Origin of the sequence: Enterococcus sp. AZ067, assembly GCF_051715005.1 — a bacterium.
GTDB lineage: Bacteria > Bacillota > Bacilli > Lactobacillales > Enterococcaceae > Enterococcus_D > Enterococcus_D casseliflavus.
Window position 1 is genome coordinate 2,852,388 of sequence record NZ_JBIOSY010000001.1, and the last position, 20,329, is coordinate 2,872,716.

Below are 20,329 nucleotides of genomic sequence, written 5' to 3' on the forward strand. Positions count from 1 at the left end.
TAATCAAGTCCTATACTTTTAAAAAAACTTTGCCCTGACTTCTAGCAGAGAAGCAGGACAAAGTTTTAATTGGTTAACTATGTTTTCGTCGATAAAGTATGCCAACGCTTGTAACGAGTAAAATACTTCCAAGGATACTCCACTCATAAGAAGAGCGCTCGTTTGTCTTAGGCAATCGTTTTTCAGTAGTCGCATGGTTTGCGTCATTCTTGTTGTCATCTTCCGATTGTTTAGAAGTATCTGGCTTTTTAGGTGACAACGGGACCTGCGGCTTTTTAGGATCACTCGGTGTTTTTGGTGTCTCTGGCCCTGTATAAGTGTTGACTAAGTTATAGCCATTTATTTTGGTGGTGTAATCTGGAACTTTTCCTTCTTGGATCGTGTAGGTATAGGCTTTTCCTTCGGCATCGTATTTTGGCAGATTGTCAAAGCGATAGGTCCAGTTGCCGTGGTTATCTGATTTTACATTTTTTTCTGCGTATTTTTCGCCGTTTCGCATCAGCTTGACAGTGATGTTTTCAGGGCGGGTGTTGAATTGGTTGTCGTTGTCATTCCAAGTTTTTCTGCCTGAAACTGTGGTTGTTTCCGTATTGACTAGGTCATAGCCGTTTACTTCACTGATATATCCAGAAACGGTTGCTTCTTGAATCGTGTAGACATAGGCTTTTCCCTTGGAATCATACTTAGGCAGATTCTCGAAGTGATAAGTCCAGTTCCCTTCTTTATCGGCTTTTACGATTTGATTGTCGATCTTTTTACCATTTTGCATCAATTCGACAGTGATACTTTCTGGTCGGATGTTGAGCTGATTGTTGTTATCATTCCATGTTTTCGTACCTGAAACTGTTGTTGTTTCCGTATTGCGGTACGTGTTGACTAGGTCATAGCCATTGATTTTGGTGGTGTAATCTGGAACTTTTCCTTCTTGGATCGTGTAGGTATAGGCTTTTCCTTCGGCATCGTATTTTGGCAGATTGTCAAAGCGATAGGTCCAGTTGCCGTGGTTATCTGATTTTACGACTTGCTTGTCGATTTCCTTATCATTTTGAATCAGTTTGACAGTGATGCTTTCAGGACGGGTATTGAACTTGTTGTCGTAGTCATTCCATGTCTTTGTTCCTGATACTTCTGTCGTTTCAGTATTGCGGTAGGTGTTGACTAGGTCATAGCCATTTACTTTGGTGGTGTATCCTTCAACGGGTGTTTCTTGAATTGCGTAGTCATAGGTCTGACCAGATTCGTCGGTTGTTGGTAGATCGGTAAATTCATAATGCCATTCCCCCTCTTTATTCGGGGTAACCGTTTTTGTTTGGAACACTTCACCGTTTTGTAATAATTGAACCGTAATGCTTGTCGGACGGGTATTAAATTTGTTGTCATAATCGTCCCACGTTTTGGTTCCGCTGACTGTCGTTGTATCAAGAGACAGCAGGTGATTCATTGCAGCTAGTTTGATTATCGGTACAACTGTTTCATTGGCTTGAAGATCCCAGCGATGGGTTTCCGCATTGACCAATACCGTATCAGCAATGATACTGCCGTCAACATTTTGGTGGACATCAACTGTATCACCAACAGCCAAAATCGTTCCTTGGAAGGGACTATTAATCGAAAGCTTTTGATTTTCTGGCTGATTAATAAAATTCCACAGGATAACGGCATCATCAAAATCTTCTGTTTCATGACTATTGCGCGTCGTGCCATCTGTATATTCTAGTTTGATTTGCGATTTGATATTAACGGTACTTGCTCCTTCGGTATCCACATTGATGAGCACAGGAGACGTGCCTTTTGTTAGCCCTTTGATGGTAATAGGTGTATCTTTTTCTAATTCTGTTTTTGAAAGAGTAACGACTACCTTTTGATCTTCTTCATCAATAGTATCTGCCGAAAAGGAAATTGGTTTCTTGTCGATTAGATAACCGTCTGGCGCTTCTGTTTCAACAAAGGAATAATCCCCTTCTGGAAGATCCGTTTCGATTACTTGTCCATCATCATTTGTGACCTCTTCATCAACCTCTTTATGTGTCTTTTTATTTTGAAGTTCGTAAACACCGTCATCAAGGGGGTTGCCTTGTTCATCCGTTAAGGTCAAAACAACCTCTTGCGTATCATTTTCAGCACGGGCGGTATTGATGACCCGCTGATTATTATCAGTAAAGTCTTTGGTTACACCGGGCGTTTGCGGATAGGCTCCTAGCCTTTCTGACGTCGCCTGTAACGTTGAGAATACCTTTTTAAAATCTATATACGGTTCACTTGCAGATTGATCTTGGAAAACTTCGGAAGTTTTCAAGTGATCCATTCTCTGTCCATTTACAAAAACGGCAGGTTGTTGATTTTGATCTGCTAAATCTACTGTGACTGATGGGCCAAAGACAACTTTGTTTTTTCTGCTATCAGTTCCTGACACAAAGGAAGAATTTGCGATCGTATTGACCTTTTGAATATAATTGATTTCTGTTGCCAACGAACCATCCTGAATACTGGTTCCAAAATTGACATTGCCATTTAGTTCCCCCACTGCTAAGTTTCCGTTCGTGTGGGTATTTAGCGTCGCATGGTTAGCAAAAATATGAAAATACTGAGCTTCTCCTAGAAGTACGTTATCAACTTCTGGCACATCATTCTTAAAGCTGCCGCCACTTGATAGTTTTGAAGCTGCTGGCACACTTGCTTGTGTATCAAGTGGTGATTCGATTGCTGTTGATGCGGTATTTGATTCTGCTTGTGGTTGTGACTCGCTGCTTTTTGTGGCAGGCTGTTTTTCGGAAGCCTCTGTTTGTTCCTGACTGCCAGCAAGCACTGCTTCGGCACTCGTTGCTTCTGTGGATGATTGATTGTCAGGTAGAACAACTGCTACATCTGCTGTGTTGATAATGTCTTCTTTCACTTGTCCATTTTCTTCCTCAGTTTGAAGAAATGCGGATTTGATTGTCAATGTTTCAAGAGCTTTTGTTTGAAACGTTAGCGTCATTTGGCTAAAGGAGCTGCTAGTACTTTCTTCCATCAGCTGCTGTCTTTGCGGATCATATGTAAATGGCGTGCCGTTGCTTTGGATTGATTCTGGCAGAACAATTTGTTCTCCTTCACTCAAGCTGAATGCCAGTTGATTAGCAGCAGACTGCTGATTCTTTTCTACCTCGATCGTCCAAGTGATTTTTCCTGTCGTAGGATCTGGTAATGAGGTCACTTGCGCTGTTCCTTTTTCATTTTGAAATAGAATTATTTTGGTGTTTCCCTCGGTGTCCGCATGAGCTGTAACGACTGGTAACAATGGTGTCACATAGGACATTACAAGCAAAGACAACATAACAATCGGGTAAGATATTTTTTTCACATAAGTACGCATTTCTCTTCCTCCAAACAACAAATTTTACTCAGGTGATTATCCTAATCGGAAAGAAGAAAAAAAGCAAAGCTAGTAAAATTTCAATTCTGTGAAAAAAGTGAGAGAAACCATTGTTACCTGTCTTTTGATTTCAAGCGAATTCGTGAAAATGAAATAGGATTTCTTTAAAATCAAAATATAAAAGAATAATACTTTCATAAAAAATAGTCAAAATCGATAAAGATTGTTTTGATCGTGACCAAAGTCTTTTTGTTTCAACTCAACTACCCAAAGCCTTTGCCACGCCTTCAACAAAATTTCACTTGTTAGAAACTATCACTTTGTAAATACCGATGAAAAATTTCATGAAATATCCATTTATTTTCATTTTATATTAAAAAAATTTTAGCAGATTCTTTAAAACCTTCTGGTTATTTTTGTGTCTATTTATAAGATCTCTTAACTTTTATGAAACAAAAAACTCTGATGTCGTGGCAACTGATAAGAATCAGCCGCCCACAGAACATCAGAGCAAATCAATGAAATTGATTATTTATTTTTTAAGTTGTAGAAAGCTTGCAAGCCTTTGTATTCAGCAACTTCACCAAGTTGGTCTTCGATACGTAGCAATTGGTTGTATTTTGCAATACGGTCAGATACCTCTTTTACTCAAATAGAAAGGGAAACACTAGTTAAGTATTTCCCTTTCTGTTTTCAATATTCACTTAGCAACTCAATCTTTCCATCTAATGGTTGACCATCATTTATTTTTTCAGAAAGGTCATCAATAAATACACGTCTATTCTTTTCATTGTAGAACCTTACGCCCATTAATTTTACTGACTCATTTTCACCAATAAGTTCAATATCAGAACCATTTATTGCTTCCAACATTTCCTCTTTCCAAGCATCTTCTTTAACTCTATCTTCACCTTTTGGCTCCATATAAATTTGATAGACAAAATCTTCATTAGATAAATAAAGAATAAAATCAGGCATGAAACCTCTTGGTCCATTAAATTCAGTTAGTTTGAAACGAGTTGCTTTTTCATCGTTCCGAATAAGATAAATATCCTTGTACTTTAATTGTAATTGATGAATAAAGTTTTCCATCAACTGAACCATATTGTATTCCAAATTATTCATGATGGCATCCGTGTAAACAAACCAATCTTTCCCCTTCATAGAGTGCGTATCAATTCTTTGTGTAACATGTTGTCCTGTTTCAAATTTTGGAACAACCACTTCATAATCTTTCAGGGTTTCTTTAATTGCTACAGGTTTAAAGATTTTCAGTCCAATCTCTTTCTTGTAATTTCTACGAATTTTATCTTCACAGTAAGAAAGAAATCTATCGACTATTTCTAACTTTTCTGTTGGAGTCAAGTCTGATACATTTTGGTCTTTAGGTAAAGAAACAGTAATAGAAACACCTTTAAAGTATTGGCTACTATTTAATAACTCATTCATGGATTTTAACATTGGTAAATATTCTTTCAAATTAGAAAAGCGATAAAAAGGATTCCTTTGAATAGCTTTTTTGAAAAATCTCTTATCTACACTTAATGCTTGTTCATGGCGTTCAATTTGTTGGTTCTGCTCTTTTTCTTGAAATTTTACTTCTAATGTACTTCCGATATACTCTGTAAGCCATTCATTTGGAATTGTAAACTTTTCCAAAGAAGAATAATCCTCTGGAGTTGTAGGTCTACTTTCATTGACAAATATCTGACCTTCTTTAAATACTTTAGTATTTTTAAAAGCATTCTTTATCTTTGTGGATAAAATACGTACTGTTTCATCATTAGCGGTGATCAAGTTCACTGCATTCATAGATTTTTCAAGATTTGCCAAATAACCTTTTTCATTTATTGTATGATAATGTAATGTTTCTAAGAATCTTAAATCATTGTTAGTATTATCAAATCTTCTTGTATAACTACGTTGTCCATCGTATTCATAAGGATAATACCTTGCACCACGACCAATTAATTGTGCTTCACTATCTGTAGCAGTTCTTGTTGTGCCAGCACCTTCTGAAATACGAACAATATCATAAAGATTTAGGACATCCCAACCTTCATTAAGTTTTGCCACCGCAAAAATTACTCGAATAGGATTATTTACATTTTCTAAGGTATTTAATAGAACTGCATTGTCTACACTTAACATATTTTTTTCATTTGCATTTAGAATGTTTCTTGGTGCAAAATCTTCTTGTATTTCACGAATAATTGAATCTAAGTCTTCTTCTAAATAATAAGTGAACACACTATCTAATGTTGAATTTGGAAGGACACTAGCTTTTCTTTGTTTAATATAACGTGTTAAGTCTTCAACTGAAAAATTTTCTATAATACTATTGAATTCCTGCTGCTTTGTTTCAGAAATTTTGATTTTACTTGATTTAAACATCACAATTGGCTTAAAATAATCTATTCCATTTTCTCTTGCTATAAGTTTCCTAAACTGACTCAAAAGAATAGCATCTTTCATTTTCATTTCATCACTATCAGTTGCTTGTAGACGCAATACATTTTTAGAAAAGCCATCATTCATAAATTGACCTAAATCGTATTTATAGATGATTTTATCGCTGTATTTTTGCGAAATAGTTTTGTCATCCATATTGATTGTTGCAGAAAACTCTAAAAGTTTATTATTGTTTCTTAAATACAACATTTTATTGATAGTGTTCTCCCAAGAAGTCTCTTCTTGCTTTTCCTTTTTGGTAGAAGCATTAAAGTGATGGGCTTCATCACCTAAAATAATAATATCTTCATCTTCTAAATTTTCTAAGGAAATACCGTTTTCCCTTGGTCGAGTCAATTCACCATGTAATTTTTGAATGGTAGACAATTTTAAATAGATAGTATTCTTATCTTTAACAGCTGGGAAATTATCAACAGCTTGAATGATGATTTGTTCTCCATCAACAAAGATACCGTTTGGATTAAATAAATACTTAGTAGAGCTACTATTTAACATGTTTTCTTGTGTTTTTTTGATAATTGCATCCGTATTAACTAGAAAAATAAAATTCTGATAACCCAATTCTTTATATAGGTAGAGCATTAGACTTGCCATCACCATTGTTTTTCCGGAGCCTGTAGCCATGTTAAATAAAAGGTGTTTACGCTGATAACCTGCATCACTAATACCACTTGAATAAAGGTCATCTTGCATCAATTGGAATCGCCTAAATGCTTCTTCTTGATAGAATCGTAGGTCATCTTTCAAATTTGTTTTTACATAATCAGGAACTTCATGAGGATTCATGGTATAAGAAATAGTTCTCATTTCCGTGTCTAACCATTCATAAAGGCGTTCTTTTGCCATTATGCATCACCTCTATTTTCATAAAAACTATGGTTAAATTTTTTGTCATTTTCAGAAATAGTAATATCTTCATCTTCGATTTCAGAGAAATTCACATATAACTGATTTTTATCCAATGCTTTTTTGAAAATTTCTTTTTGTTCTTCAAAACTTAAATCATTAAAAGAAATTGAGCCTTCCACTTCATCTCGTTCTTTTAATAATTCATTAGTCAGCTTCTCTCTGTCTAATTGGAAATTTAAATCTGCATTATTATCTAATTCATTCCACAAATTAATCAATTCCTCTTTAGTAGAAGTTTGATTAATCTTATCTATATATATTTGATTTAGTTCCATAAGTTCAGCATATACAAATGAACCTCCACCTTGCCAATCAACAGCCTTAGAGATTCCACCTTGTTCACCATCAATCACTTTTTGAAGTCGAGGAACTGAAACAGTATTGATATAATCCATTTGTTCAATACCAATAAATTTTCTATTCATTTTCATTGCTACTGCTTGAGTAGTTGCTGAACCCATGAAGAAATCTAATACTAAATCATTCTCATTTGACCCTATATGAAGAATTCTTTGAAGTAATCTTTCTGGCTTAGGGGTTGAAAACATTTCATTTGATATTCCCAAAGTACGAGTTTCATTTTTTGCTTCTTGGTTATCTCCAACATCTTCTCTTTTCCAGATAGTAAGAGGTGTAACACCTTGCTTTACTTCAGATAGATATCGTTTCAATTGAGGTGCCCCAGTTCCATCTTTCCCAAAATAGAATCTATTCTCTTCAAGATATCTTTTGGCAGTTTCAAAACTAAATCTATATGCACTACCTTCAGGTGGATAGTATTCAATCCCTGTTTTAGGATTCTTGATCGGAAAAACTCCACTTTGGGAGAAAGTTTTAACTAAAACATTATCAGACCGCCATTTCCCTCTACCATCATTATCGTCGAATTTATAATATTTATTTTGTTTCTCTCCTCTTGGTAATAAATTGGGTCTCCAAATTTCTTTGTTTTTCGCATAAATCATGATAAAGTCATGGCTATCGGATAACCATTTTGAATCATTAGTGGGAGAATATCTTTTTTCCCAGATAACAGTATTTGTAAAATTGTCTCGTCCAAATATCTCATCACATAACACTTTTAAATATGCCTGTTCATCATCATCAATATTAATCCAAATACTACCATCTTCACTTAGTAATTCTCTGGCTATCTCCAAACGGTTTTTCATAAATGTTAGCCACGTTGAATGATTAAATCTGTCATTATATTTAAAAGAATCACCACCAGTATTATACGGTGGGTCAATGTAAATCATTTTGATTTTCCCTTGATATCGTTGCTTCATTGAGTGTAATGCGATTAAATTGTTCCCTTTTATCACTAAGTTTTCTGATTCAGAAATAGTTGAAACTGGTTTTACACCGTCTTTGTTAACTATTTTTGCATCTTTTAAAATCTTTGCATCAAATAAAGTATCAATTTCATCTCTAGCAATTATCTCATTATAAAATATTTCTTCTTTCTTTTGTTCCTCCTTAGTCATGCCTCCCTCTAAAACAGTATCTTTATAAGGAAAATCCAAAACAACATCAGTATTATATTGAATGTATCTTCCAGATGCGGATAATCCAAGTGTATTAGAGTATCTTGTGTAGCTATTTGACCAATAATCTTTATATCTTAATAAGTCTATAAATTCCTCTACTTTAAAAATAGAGGTTTCACCTGCTTGTATACTAAAAACTTCTCGAATTTTCTTATTCTTTAATAAAGCAGAAATTAATAATACATCATAATTTCTCAAATCGTTTATAACCACAGCTCTTTGGAGTTCTTCATCTTGCCAATATTTAGGGTATTCTTTTAAAATTTTCCGAATTTGTTTCATTAGATTTGTATCCATATCGTTAAACTCCCTTTTAACATCAATAAGTATAATTATAGCAAAACTAGCCCCGAAATACACTGGATTAAAAGCATCAACTATTATATAGTTATAGGAAAAAGGAGTTGACTTTATGGATTTATTTTGTCAATACATGTATAACAGCAATTCAAGTTTTTTACCAATATTTGTCAGTAATCCTCCTGGCCCAGCTATTTTAATATGGTCGTGTGAAGATATAACAAAAATCTCTGGTATAACAGTTGTTGAATCAATTGAGTATTCACTTTCTCCAACCGAATATGCAAGAATTCATGACATTCTAAAACATTTTGAAATGTGCAATATTCCTAATTTGTATATAAAATATCCTATGAATATGGAATATTTAATTATCAACGGAACTAACTATGATATTCATGCTGGTGCTCATCTCATTTCTGAAAAATTTGGACTTCCATTAGCAACTTCTTTTTTTACAAATGTGAAACCAGTCAACAATTTATCAAAGGTAACAGATTCTTTTCATACTTGGAGTCGATCAACTTTTGATGGTATTAAGGTAAAAAAACAAGACTTGGACATGGTCGTCCTCTCCGAAAAAGATAATAGAATTTCTTGTCTTTTTGAGACTAAAAGAAGTGCTGCTAAGAAAGTTGGTCACTGGACTCCGTACCCTAATGACAAAAATAATTATCTTCAGTTAATGGCAGTCAGCGATATGCTAGGTACGCCCTTCTTTACAGTACACAATGACCACCCGAATACAGATACACCTCTACGTAACGATTCTTTAGTTGATGTTTTTTCTTATAAGAATAATTCTGGAATGAGTTACGATGAATATGTAAACTCTACAAATCGTTTAATCTTATCTTGTGAAAAGATTCTGAAAAATTTACTTAATAGATAATAAAAAGAGAGATCAGATTTTGGACTTGTTTCTGACATCTCTTTTTATTTTATTATACTCATAGACACTTCACTCTCATTTTAAATTAAAAGATATTGCCAAGAAAACTAACTCCTTATTTTTAGGTCTATATGTTATCTTCCAAAAAGGAATTTCATATCATCTCTTACAATTTTTTTCCTATTTCCCTTTAATTGATTAAATCTTTTATTCTTGATATCTATTTCAATTGCCAAATTTTCAATACATTTTCCATCTATAAAGAAATTCACTTCAAACGAGTCTATTTCCTCTTTAGTGTCATTCAGTTCTATGTATACTCCAAGTTGATACCCATTCACAATACTCTTAAACTCTTCGTTTATCCCTTCATCAGGTTTTGGAAAAGAAAACACCTTATAATAACCTCTTGAATTTTCTGGATTAAGAGTTAAAGCACACAGTCTTGCTTTATCAGCTATTCTATTATTTTTTAGTTCTTCTTCGTATTCTCCTTTTAAGGATTTACTAGCATAACTACTTTTTTTCATCTCTATTGCGATAAGATTTTCTTTAGAAGTATTTTTCTCCCCTCTATTATGAACTACTAAATCACAAAAAATATTTTCCATCACAATATCTTTATTTCCAGTTTTCATTGATACGATTTTTTTACCACCTGCAAATCCTCGATTAACTTCAACATCATAATAAAATCCTCTAAAATCATCATTCAAGTATTCTTTTAATTTTTGAGCTAGAGAACCACATAGTTGTCGTTCAGATGAATTTTCTTTAAATAAAGTTTTGTTCTCTTCTCCCCATTCTACTAGACAATTTCTAATTTTATTAATTAGTTCTTTCTGTAAATTTTCTTTCATTGAATTTCTCCTTTACCTTTGATTATTTTGCTCACACCTTTTTATACAATTACACAATGTTTTTCTACTGATGTTATAGCTTTCAGCTATTTCTTGTGCAGTTTCCAAATTGCTTTTATATCTTTGATAAAGTAGCTTTTGCTCTTTTTTGGTTAGTTTATTTTTTCTTCCATCCCTATAACCATCTACATTTTCTCTATGCCATTGTCTAGCCGACTGTAATTTTTCATTTTTTTGCTCCCTATCAAATTCAGCAAAAGCACTTAAAACAGTAAATAATAGCTTGAAATCTGCCCTTAAAAATATTTTTTAATTTTATTTGTCAGCATCTGATAGTTCAGAAATATATGAAGTAGAAATATTTGTATCATTTTCTTCTTGGTTATCTAAATCGAACATCGATAATCCATTTTCTACTATTTCAATAGTTGTGTTTTCTATATCTTCCAGCAGTTGAGTATTATCAAAACTACGTGTTGAATTCTTAGCAATGTCATCGAAGTCAAAATAATTCATATTTATCTTAACCCAGTCACCTAAACGTTCTTCTTTTCGTCCATTTTTCAACTGTAATCCACTTCCTGTTTTAAAGAATAGTCCTTTATTCTCTGTGGAATACTTAAGATATTTTGTAATAGATTGAGTTGAATCATAATAGTTCCATGTATCTGCATGTACATCAATACTGCTAATACTAATTGCACCTAATGCTAAAGTGCTAAAAAGCATACCTTTATCAATCCAACCATGCTTTCCTTTAACCATTATTGCACGATATATTTGTTCATGCAAATCTCTTTGTAACTTAATCAAAATAACTCCTTCTTTCCTCTAAATTTTCACGGAACTAACCAAACGTTAAGAACATACAAAAAAGCTAATGTAAATGGATAGTTGAATTCACTTAAATCAGCTTCTAAATTAATTGGCGGACCCTTCTACCTAATCGCTCAGTTCGATAGATAAGAAAAATATCGCCTGGTTCTAAAATGGATAGGGCATTTTGTAGTTCTTCCCTATCTTCTTTTCTTCCAGATATTTGCTCTTTAAAAATATAATCTGGATCATAAATTTTAAATACTTCTAATTGTACTTCTATTCCTAAATCCTGTTTGTTGGTGCTAGTTCTAGCATACGCTACGGTTTTACTCATATAAAATTTAATACTATGTATAGGAGGGTTTCAATTGATATGTTCTTTCAATATTTCTGTTTAGATTTCCAATTTCTGTTATTTGTGACTACTTTTTTACTATCATTCTTGAAACACGTTTCTTTGACGATTTATTTATCATTTATCAGAAAAGGTTTGATAAGCATACTTAGGATAATTGCGAAAATTATTTTTGAAAGCATTATTGGCAAATGTAGTTACAGCGTCAACATCTATTCCTAACTTGTCAGAAGGATAACTTGAGATAAATTCTGAAACAAGCCTTTCATGAATCTTTTCAACAAAATATTCAGATAATGATTTTAGAAAAAAATATTAATTAAAGCTTTCCATCCCTAATCAGTTTTTCTAATGGCGTTGATTCCGCACTTGATAGAATTTCTGCATCCGGAATTGAATTTTAATAAATTTGTGTGGTTTTAATACTGCTATGACCTAATAATCTACTGATTGCATATAAATTTGTTCCATTCTTCAATAATTTTTGGGTATAAAAATGTCTTAAAGTATGGCAACTTTTTCTTTGGATTTCATCTCTAACATTGGTTGCAATCCGTGCATCTTTAACTATCTTTTTGAGAAGAACATTATTTTTTAACTGCCTTCCACTTTTGCTAAAAAAAAAAATCTTCTACTTCTCTATAAATTCTCAAATCATTAAAGCAACCAGTCTTATCACATTTATATTTAAGAATAGATTTTTCCAAATACGGAGACACTCTAGCTACTCTTTCTTTATTACCTTTTCCCAAAAATTGTAGATATCCTTCTTTAATATCACTATTCTTCAAATTTCTTACTTCACTAACTCTTAATCCAGCATCTGCCATTATTTCAATAATCAATTTATTCCGTTGATTCACATATCCCGCTTTATTATAAAATCTAATCAGATCTGCAACTTCTTCCTCGGTAAAGGTCTTTAACAGTAACTTCTTCTCCTTCAAATACCTAATATCTTTCACTACATTTTCAATCTCATATTCATCAGAAATATATCGATAAAAATTTTTAATTGATTGTAGCAAAGTATTAATATAAGTTTCTTTCTTCTCTTCTTCTTGCCAGCTTAAAAGGAATTTTTTTTATATGCACTTTCTTCACTGCTGTCACATCATTTAAACACAAATCATCCTTTAAATATCTACCAAACGCTGTCAGTTGAAATTTATATGATTCTATTGTTCTTTTTGACAAATTCATAATTCTACAATCCAATGAATATTCTTCTAACAACTCTTTTCACAGCAGAAAAAACACTACCTCTCCTCTATGTTTATAGAGAAAAGATAGTGTTTTGTGTTTGTAGTTTACCATTCGTTATATAACCAGTATTGCTAACTTGAAGCCCAAAAAAAGCTAAAATCACCTTTACGTAATAATTGGTATAAGTGAGTTTCACAGTTAGCAGCCTGAATCATCGAATTGAATCAAACTATCAAAAACCATTTTTTACCAAGTAATTACTTATTTATTTTTCAAGTTGTAGAATGCTTGCAAGCCTTTGTATTCAGCAACTTCACCAAGTTGGTCTTCGATACGTAGCAATTGGTTGTATTTTGCAATACGGTCAGTACGTGAAAGAGAACCAGTTTTGATTTGGCCAGCGTTTGTTGCAACTGCGATATCAGAGATTGTTGAATCTTCTGTTTCACCTGAACGGTGAGAAACGACTGCAGTGTAACCAGCTTCTTTCGCCATTTCGATAGCATTGAATGTTTCAGTCAATGTACCGATTTGGTTAACTTTGATCAGGATTGAGTTACCGATACCGTTTTTGATTCCTTTTTCAAGGATTTCAGTATTTGTAACGAACAAATCATCCCCTACTAATTGAACTTTGTCGCCTAAGCGTTCAGTTAATAGTTTCCAACCATCCCAGTCGTTTTCATCCATACCGTCTTCGATAGTGATGATTGGATATTTGTTAACTAATTCTTCTAAGTAGTCAACTTGTTCAGCAGCAGTACGTTTTACGCCGTTTTCGCCTTCAAATTTAGAGTAGTCGTAAACACCGTTTTCGTAGAATTCTGATGATGCACAGTCAAATCCTAGGTATACATCTTTACCTGGTTCTAAACCAGCAGCTTTGATTGCTTCTAAGATTGTTTCAACACCGTCTTCAGTTCCTTCAAAACGAGGAGCGAAACCACCTTCGTCACCTACTGAAGTTTCTAAACCACGTTTAGACAAGATTGATTTCAAAGCGTGGAATACTTCAGTACCCCAACGTAAGCCTTCTTTGAATGTAGGTGCGCCTACAGGCAAGATCATGAATTCTTGGAAAGCGATTGGTGCGTCAGAGTGAGAACCACCGTTGACGATGTTCATCATAGGAGTTGGCAATACTTTTGTATTGAATCCGCCTAAGTAGTGGTATAAAGGTACTTCTAGGTAATCAGCAGCTGCACGAGCAACAGCGATAGAAACACCAAGAATCGCGTTTGCGCCTAATTTGCCTTTGTTAGGAGTTCCGTCTAAAGCGATCATTGCTTTATCGATAGCCATTTGGTCACGTACATCGTAGCCGATGATAGCTTCTGCAATGATGTTATTTACATTGTCAACTGCTTTCGTTACACCTTTACCGCCATAACGAGCTTTGTCGCCATCACGTAATTCAACTGCTTCGTGTTCACCTGTTGAAGCTCCTGAAGGAACCATTCCGCGGCCGAAAGCACCTGATTCTGTGTAGACTTCTACTTCGATAGTTGGGTTACCACGTGAGTCTAAGACTTCGCGTGCGTAAACATCAGTAATAATTGACATGTTTTGTCTCTCCTTTGAGTTTGTTTTATCTTAAGGGGAAAGCCCCTTGCGAACAACTTAATTGTAGTGAAAAAATCACGATTCTGCAAATGTTATTTTCATGAAAATGAAATTATTTTACAGCATCTAATAATGCTAGGAATGAATCAGCTTGCAAGCTTGCGCCGCCAACTAATGCTCCGTCAACATTTTCTTTTGCCATGTATTCAGCAATGTTTTCAGGTTTTACAGAACCGCCGTATTGGATACGCACGCTATCTGAAACTTCTTTGCCGTATAATTTTTCAACGGTTTTGCGGACAACGCCACAAATTTCGTCTGCGATGTTTGCATCCGCTGATTTACCAGTACCGATCGCCCAGATTGGTTCGTACGCAATCACAAGATTACTTACTTGACCGTCTGTTAAACCGTCTAAGCCAGCAGTGATTTGTCCTTCGATCCACTCCGCTGTTTTGCCAGCTTCATAGGTTTCTAAAGATTCACCACAGCATAGGATTGGGATCATGCCGTTTGAAAAGATTGCTTTGGCTTTTTTGTTGATGTCTTCATCTGTCTCATGGAAGTATTCACGACGTTCTGAATGACCAATGATGACATAGTCAACACCTAGATCTGCTAAAGCTGCTGGTGAAGTTTCACCAGTAAAGGCACCTTCATTTTCCCAGTAGCTGTTTTGAGCAGCAATTTTTAATTCTGTTCCTTCAGCAGCATTCACTAATGTTTCTAAGAATAGAGCTGGCGAACCGATCACAGAGTCAACTGTATCGTTGCTAGGAATTTTTGTTTTGACTGCTTCAGCAAATTCTTTTGCTTCTTTCGCAGTTTTGTTCATTTTCCAGTTTCCGGCAATAATTGGTTTGCGCATGTTCTGGCACTCCTTTTCGTTATCAAGCGTGCAAAGGAGATCCTTTGCACGGCTTGTCATTGATTATTTATCGTTGATCGCAGCTAGGCCAGGAAGTGTTTTTCCTTCTAGCAATTCAAGGCTGGCACCGCCACCTGTTGAGATGTGGGTAAATTTGTCAGCAAAACCTAATTGTTCTGCTGCAGCTGCAGAGTCACCGCCACCGATGATCGTTGTTGCATCTTCAAGGTTGGCAATTGCTTCACAAACACCGATCGTACCGTTTGCGAAGTTAGACATTTCAAACACACCCATAGGTCCGTTCCAAACGACTGTTTTTGCGCCTTTTAATGTTTCAGCAAACAAAGCGATAGTTTCAGGTCCGATATCTAAGCCCATTTGTCCTTCAGGAACATCACCAGTATGTTCTTCTGTTGGGACATCATTTGAAAATTCAGCAGCAGTGATTGAATCAACTGGTAATACTAATTTATCGCCAGCTTTTTCGATCAATTCTTTTGCTAATTCTACTTTGTCTGCTTCCACAAGAGAATTACCGATTTCCATGCCTTTTGCTTTGTAGAACGTATACGTCATTCCGCCGCCGATCAAGATTTTGTCTGCTTTAGGAATCAAGTTTTCGATTACGCCGATTTTGTCAGATACTTTTGCTCCACCAAGAATCGCGATCATTGGACGTTTTGGTTCTTCGACTGCTTCACCGATGAATTTGATTTCTTTTTCCATTAAGAAACCAGCAACTGTTGGGATACCTGTTGAAGCGATCCCTACGTTTGAAGCGTGTGCGCGGTGTGCGGTACCAAAGGCATCATTTACAAAAACATCGCCTAAAGAAGCCCAGTATTTACCTAGTTCAGGATCGTTTTTGCTTTCTTTTTTGCCATCGATGTCTTCGAAACGAGTGTTTTCAAAAACAACGACATCGCCATCTTGCATGTTGTTGATCGCTGCTTCTAATTTTTCGCCGCGGGTTTCATCCACGAAAGTTACTTCTTTGCCTAACAATTCGCCTAGACGTTTCGCAACTGGCGCTAAAGATTTTCCAGCTTTATCTGCTTCTTCTTTCACACGACCTAAGTGTGAGAAAAGAATTGCTTTTCCGCCGTTTTCGATCACGTAATTGATTGTTGGTAATGCTGCTTTGATCCGTGTATCGTCTCCGATCACTCCATCTTTCAATGGAACGTTGAAGTCCACACGTACAAGAACTTTTTTATCTTTTAAATCGATATCTTGAACTGTCATTTTCGCCATGAACAGATTCCTCCTAGCATAATTGTTAAAAAAAGCGGAGAAGCGCGATGCTTCCCCGCTTTCTCTTGCGATGGTTTAAATTAAAGTCGTTCGCAACTCTTATAGGTTAGCGAAGTATTCTAAAGTACGTACTAATTGTGCAGTGTATGACATTTCATTGTCGTACCAAGCAACAGTTTTAACTAATTGTTTGTCGCCAACAGTCATAACTTTTGTTTGAGTTGCATCAAATAATGAACCGTAAGTCATACCAACGATATCAGAAGAAACGATTTCGTCTGTGTTGTAACCGTAAGATTCGTTTGAAGCTTCTTTCATTGCTGCATTGATTTCATCAACAGTTACTTCTTTGTCAAGAACAGTAACTAATTCAGTTAATGAACCAGTTGCAACAGGAACACGTTGAGCAGCACCATCTAATTTGCCGTTCAATTCTGGGATTACTAAGCCGATCGCTTTAGCAGCACCAGTTGAGTTAGGCACGATGTTTGCAGCAGCAGCACGGGCACGGCGGAAGTCACCTTTAGGGTGTGGTCCGTCTAGAGTCATTTGGTCACCTGTGTAAGCGTGGATTGTAGTCATTAATCCTTCAACTACACCAAATTTGTCGTTCAATGTTTTCGCCATAGGAGCTAAACAGTTTGTTGTACATGAAGCACCAGAGATAACTGTTTCTTCACCTGTTAAAGTTTCATGGTTTGTGTTGTAAACGATTGTTGGAACATCGTTTCCACCAGGAGCTGAGATAACTACACGTTTTGCACCAGCTGTTAAATGTTTTTCAGCAGCTGCTTTAGAAGTGAAGAATCCAGTACATTCTAACACGATTTCAACACCTAGTTCGCCCCAAGGCAATTCTTCAGGGTTGCGGTTAGCTAAAACTTTGATTTCGTTTCCGTTCACATTGAATGAACCTTCGTGAACTTCAACTGTACCGTTGAAACGTCCTTGTGTTGTATCATATTTTAACAAGTGAGCTAACATTTTAGCATCTGTTAAGTCATTGATAGCCACAACTTCGATTCCTTCTACTTCTTGGATACGACGAAATGCTAAGCGTCCGATACGTCCAAATCCATTAATACCTACTTTAACTGTCATTTAAGATTTCCTCCTTATGAAAATCATAAAAATATTTATTTTAAAGGGTTGCCCCTTTTAAAATCTCATTTGCGCAAGCTTCATCGGTGATGAGCCAGGTTTGTTTTGGTGCATTTTTCATGTATGCATTGACCGCTTTGGCTTTTGATTGTCCGCCAGCGACCGCAAAAATGATTGGGACTTTTTGCAAATCTTTTAATTGAAGTCCGATGCGAGGAACTTTGTAGACGACCTCACCAGCTTCGTTAAAGAAATACCCAAAGGATTCTGCAACTGCATTTTTTTGTTTTAACATCAGAATTTCTTGTTCTGACATTTTTCTTCGAGCCGCCATATGCAACGCCCGTCCAATACTATGAATAACACAATTCGCTTGACTTATCAAGTTTAAGACATCAACGATGGCGGGTTCTTTCAAGAGAAACTCGTAGGTGTTCATGCTTAATTGTTCTGGTACAAACAAGGAGCGATAATCGCCGTTTGTCTGCATCGCCATTACTGAGCTGACTGAGTTTGCTTGCACGTTGACTGATTCTCCGATACCGCCACGGGCTGGAACAAACAAGTTATGACGTTTGGCGGTTTCCAAATTGCCCAATTCCTCGGCAACTTTCGCCATTGTCGTCCCTCCCATCACTGCGATGGTGTTTTTGCCTTCTGGCAATAAGAGATCCAACGATTCATTCAGCAACTGGCCAAATTCAGCAATCACTTTCGGTTGTCGATCACCATCGCCGCTCGCAATCAAACAACGTTCGATGCCAAAGGTCTCTGATAATCGTTTTTCGATTTGGTGCATTCCGAACAGCTGATCCATCAGTGCACCGATCTTCGTATACACTTCTTCTCCATAGGCGGTCAATTGCATGCCGCTTTTTGAAGAGTCGATCAGTTTTAGCTTTTTAAGGATATCTGTTTCCGTCCTCAACACGCGTTCCGTCATTGATAAACTTTCCGAAAGTGTCCGGCGGCCAACGGGCTGCATCCAATAAATATTTCTTAAGATACGGTAACGTTCCTGGAGTACAGCGAGAATATCCGGGGTGATTGCCTCAATCAATTTTAATTCATCGAGCATTTTATATCCTCCCGTTGGACAATTTTCGTCCTACAATGACTTAAAATGACCCATCGATTGCAAAAAAAATTTAAATCTGTTTCCTACACCAATAATAGTAGCACTTATCGCCTTGATACGCAACTATTTCAGTCACAAAATCTTGCTTTTCATAAAATCGTCATAATTTGAAAAAGAGGAAAGGATCGATAAAAAAAGGAAAGGCTTTGCTGCCTTTCCTACTCGTTAATAGTACGTTTTGCTTTACTCGAATCGTTTCCGCTTGGAAGAACCTGGGATATTCATAGCTTCACGATACTTTGCCACCGTTCGTCTGGAAATATCGATGCCCTGGGCTTTGAGGGCATCTGTCAACTTCTGATCTGACAATGGTTTATTTTTGTTTTCTTCATCGATCAGTGCCTTTAGCTGCTGTTTGATCGATGCCGTCGTCAGGTCATCACCGCTTTCTTGTGTCGAAACTTTCTGTCCAAAAAATAGTTTTAATTCAAACACCCCAAAGGAGGTTTCCAAGTATTTCCCGTTGACCGCTCGGCTGACCGTTGATTCATGAATCCCTAATTCTTCGGCAACTTCTCTTAAAACCAATGGCTTTAATGGGCGATCTGGTTGAGTGAAAAACTCCTTTTGCCGTGCAACGATCTGCACCCCGACACGATAGATGGTATCCCCTCGTTGCAGCAAGGTCTTTTTCAGCCACTCGAACTCTTGGGCTTTATTGTCTAAATAACTTAAGACCTCTGGATCACCGCTTTGCTTCAATTGATCAAAATATTGCTGCTGAAAGCGAACCTCTGGTAAGGCGCGTTTGTTTGATTTCACGATCGGCTGTCCTTTTTCAACCGTCACCCGCAGGTCAGGAACGATGTAAAGCCCATCGGTTGACCCAAACGCAGCCCCTGGTGTGGGGGTCAATGTTTGAACATAATCAAAGACCTTTTGGATCTCAGTTAATGGAATCTGCAGCGCTTTGCTGATTTTGTCCCACTTGCGCTCTGCCATTTCCGTAAAAAATTCTTCTAAAATGAGATAGGCCATTGGCGGCGCATAGTCATCTCTTTCCGTTTGCAGCATCAAACACTCTCTTAGATCACGAGCACCGACGCCTGCTGGATCTAGCTGCTGGATCAAGGTCAAGGCATCGAGCATTTGGATTGGGGTCCCACCAACAAGTTTTCCAGCTTCTTCCAGATCAATCGTCAAAAAGCCGTTTAAATCAATGTACTCGACTAAAAATAAAACGATCGTCCGCAAGAAGGTATCTCGGTAGTTTAAATGCACTTGATCAATGAGGTATTCGAATAAAGACGTATGCTGGTCAGGGATCTGGCTTAAATAATCCATCAATTGTTCTGATGAGCCATTGCTTTTGCTTGGTGTGATGGGCGAATCATATTCCCCCAGATCAATCAATGGATTTTCTAATGCTTGGTTATCTATGAAGGACAATAATTCGTCTGCAGAAAATTGCAACACTTGGATCGATTGCTGTAATTTCTGCGTCATAGCAAGCTTTTGCGTCTGTTTTTGTTGTTGTGAAAATTGCTGTTGAAATTTCATCATTCTACCTCTTGTTTTTTTCACTGAAATTGGTTAAACTAATATTTGTGCTTCGCGCCTTTAGTGTAGTGGATATCACGTAAGATTCCGGTTCTTGAGACGGGGGTTCGATTCCCTCAAGGCGCGTTTTTTCTTTTCGTTACAAGTATACTCGATTCAAATCAATAATTCAAAAGCACTTAGGGACCGC

16 protein-coding genes, 1 tRNA gene and 1 pseudogene are annotated in these 20,329 nt (G+C 36.2%); 2 read left to right on the forward strand and 16 right to left on the reverse strand.

The window, feature by feature from the left end; translation table 11 throughout:
• Window positions 1-73: 73 nt before the first annotated feature.
• The 4 genes and pseudogenes from IGI82_RS13575 to IGI82_RS13590 all read right to left on the reverse strand — a co-directional run bounded on the left by IGI82_RS13575 (window position 74) and on the right by IGI82_RS13590 (window position 8,580).
• Window positions 74-3,352: a Cna B-type domain-containing protein gene (locus tag IGI82_RS13575; protein ID WP_438842335.1), complete on the reverse strand. Its 3,279-nt coding sequence runs from the start codon at window positions 3,350-3,352 to the stop codon at window positions 74-76.
• 528 nt (window positions 3,353-3,880) lie between these two features.
• Window positions 3,881-3,988: pseudogene (locus IGI82_RS13580) on the reverse strand (hypothetical protein); the annotation flags it as partial.
• Between the two features lie 57 nt (window positions 3,989-4,045).
• Window positions 4,046-6,670, reverse strand: coding sequence for a DEAD/DEAH box helicase family protein (locus IGI82_RS13585; protein ID WP_438842336.1), 2,625 nt, complete (start codon window positions 6,668-6,670; stop codon window positions 4,046-4,048).
• Complete coding sequence (locus tag IGI82_RS13590; protein ID WP_270289860.1) at window positions 6,670-8,580, reverse strand: site-specific DNA-methyltransferase; 1,911 nt, start codon at window positions 8,578-8,580, stop codon at window positions 6,670-6,672. Before IGI82_RS13590 ends, IGI82_RS13585 begins: the two co-directional genes overlap by 1 nt.
• A gap of 115 nt (window positions 8,581-8,695) precedes the next feature.
• Here IGI82_RS13590 and IGI82_RS13595 point away from each other — a divergent pair, with 115 nt between their 5' ends.
• Complete coding sequence (locus IGI82_RS13595; protein ID WP_375806562.1) at window positions 8,696-9,475, forward strand: hypothetical protein; 780 nt, start codon at window positions 8,696-8,698, stop codon at window positions 9,473-9,475.
• A gap of 134 nt (window positions 9,476-9,609) precedes the next feature.
• Here IGI82_RS13595 and IGI82_RS13600 read toward each other — a convergent pair whose 3' ends face one another.
• The 12 genes from IGI82_RS13600 to rpoN form a co-directional block, all read right to left on the reverse strand.
• Window positions 9,610-10,335 carry a hypothetical protein gene (locus tag IGI82_RS13600; RefSeq protein WP_375818001.1) on the reverse strand — a complete coding sequence of 242 codons (726 nt, stop codon included), beginning with the start codon at window positions 10,333-10,335 and terminating at the stop codon, window positions 9,610-9,612.
• 12 nt (window positions 10,336-10,347) lie between these two features.
• Window positions 10,348-10,641, reverse strand: coding sequence for a helix-turn-helix domain-containing protein (locus IGI82_RS13605; protein ID WP_375818376.1), 294 nt, complete (start codon window positions 10,639-10,641; stop codon window positions 10,348-10,350).
• A gap of 9 nt (window positions 10,642-10,650) precedes the next feature.
• On the reverse strand, window positions 10,651-11,148 hold the full coding sequence (locus IGI82_RS13610; RefSeq protein WP_413129880.1) for a hypothetical protein: 498 nt from the start codon (window positions 11,146-11,148) through the stop codon (window positions 10,651-10,653).
• Between the two features lie 103 nt (window positions 11,149-11,251).
• On the reverse strand, window positions 11,252-11,488 hold the full coding sequence (locus tag IGI82_RS13615; RefSeq protein WP_413129879.1) for a recombinase family protein: 237 nt from the start codon (window positions 11,486-11,488) through the stop codon (window positions 11,252-11,254).
• A gap of 421 nt (window positions 11,489-11,909) precedes the next feature.
• The gene (locus tag IGI82_RS13620) at window positions 11,910-12,137 is read right to left on the reverse strand and encodes a tyrosine-type recombinase/integrase (RefSeq protein ID WP_375818378.1); all 228 of its coding nucleotides are present in this window, start codon (window positions 12,135-12,137) and stop codon (window positions 11,910-11,912) included.
• Window positions 12,124-12,474, reverse strand: coding sequence for a tyrosine-type recombinase/integrase (locus tag IGI82_RS13625; RefSeq protein WP_438842337.1), 351 nt, complete (start codon window positions 12,472-12,474; stop codon window positions 12,124-12,126). Before IGI82_RS13625 ends, IGI82_RS13620 begins: the two co-directional genes overlap by 14 nt.
• A gap of 502 nt (window positions 12,475-12,976) precedes the next feature.
• The gene (gene eno / locus IGI82_RS13630; protein ID WP_005228686.1) at window positions 12,977-14,278 is read right to left on the reverse strand and encodes a surface-displayed alpha-enolase; all 1,302 of its coding nucleotides are present in this window, start codon (window positions 14,276-14,278) and stop codon (window positions 12,977-12,979) included.
• A 112-nt stretch (window positions 14,279-14,390) separates the two neighbouring features.
• Complete coding sequence (gene tpiA, locus IGI82_RS13635) at window positions 14,391-15,146, reverse strand: triose-phosphate isomerase (RefSeq protein WP_010749804.1); 756 nt, start codon at window positions 15,144-15,146, stop codon at window positions 14,391-14,393.
• A 63-nt stretch (window positions 15,147-15,209) separates the two neighbouring features.
• Window positions 15,210-16,400, reverse strand: coding sequence for a phosphoglycerate kinase (locus IGI82_RS13640; protein WP_005234355.1), 1,191 nt, complete (start codon window positions 16,398-16,400; stop codon window positions 15,210-15,212).
• 99 nt (window positions 16,401-16,499) lie between these two features.
• Window positions 16,500-17,501, reverse strand: a complete 1,002-nt coding sequence (gene gap, locus IGI82_RS13645) for a type I glyceraldehyde-3-phosphate dehydrogenase (RefSeq protein WP_005228677.1) — start codon at window positions 17,499-17,501, stop codon at window positions 16,500-16,502.
• A gap of 40 nt (window positions 17,502-17,541) precedes the next feature.
• Window positions 17,542-18,579 (reverse strand): sugar-binding transcriptional regulator, encoded by a 1,038-nt coding sequence (locus IGI82_RS13650; RefSeq protein WP_005228675.1) that lies wholly within the window; start codon window positions 18,577-18,579, stop codon window positions 17,542-17,544.
• Between the two features lie 243 nt (window positions 18,580-18,822).
• Window positions 18,823-20,142, reverse strand: coding sequence for an RNA polymerase factor sigma-54 (gene rpoN, locus IGI82_RS13655; protein ID WP_176323943.1), 1,320 nt, complete (start codon window positions 20,140-20,142; stop codon window positions 18,823-18,825).
• A 51-nt stretch (window positions 20,143-20,193) separates the two neighbouring features.
• Here rpoN and IGI82_RS13660 point away from each other — a divergent pair.
• Window positions 20,194-20,265: transfer RNA gene (locus IGI82_RS13660), tRNA-Arg, on the forward strand.
• Window positions 20,266-20,329: the final 64 nt, after the last annotated feature.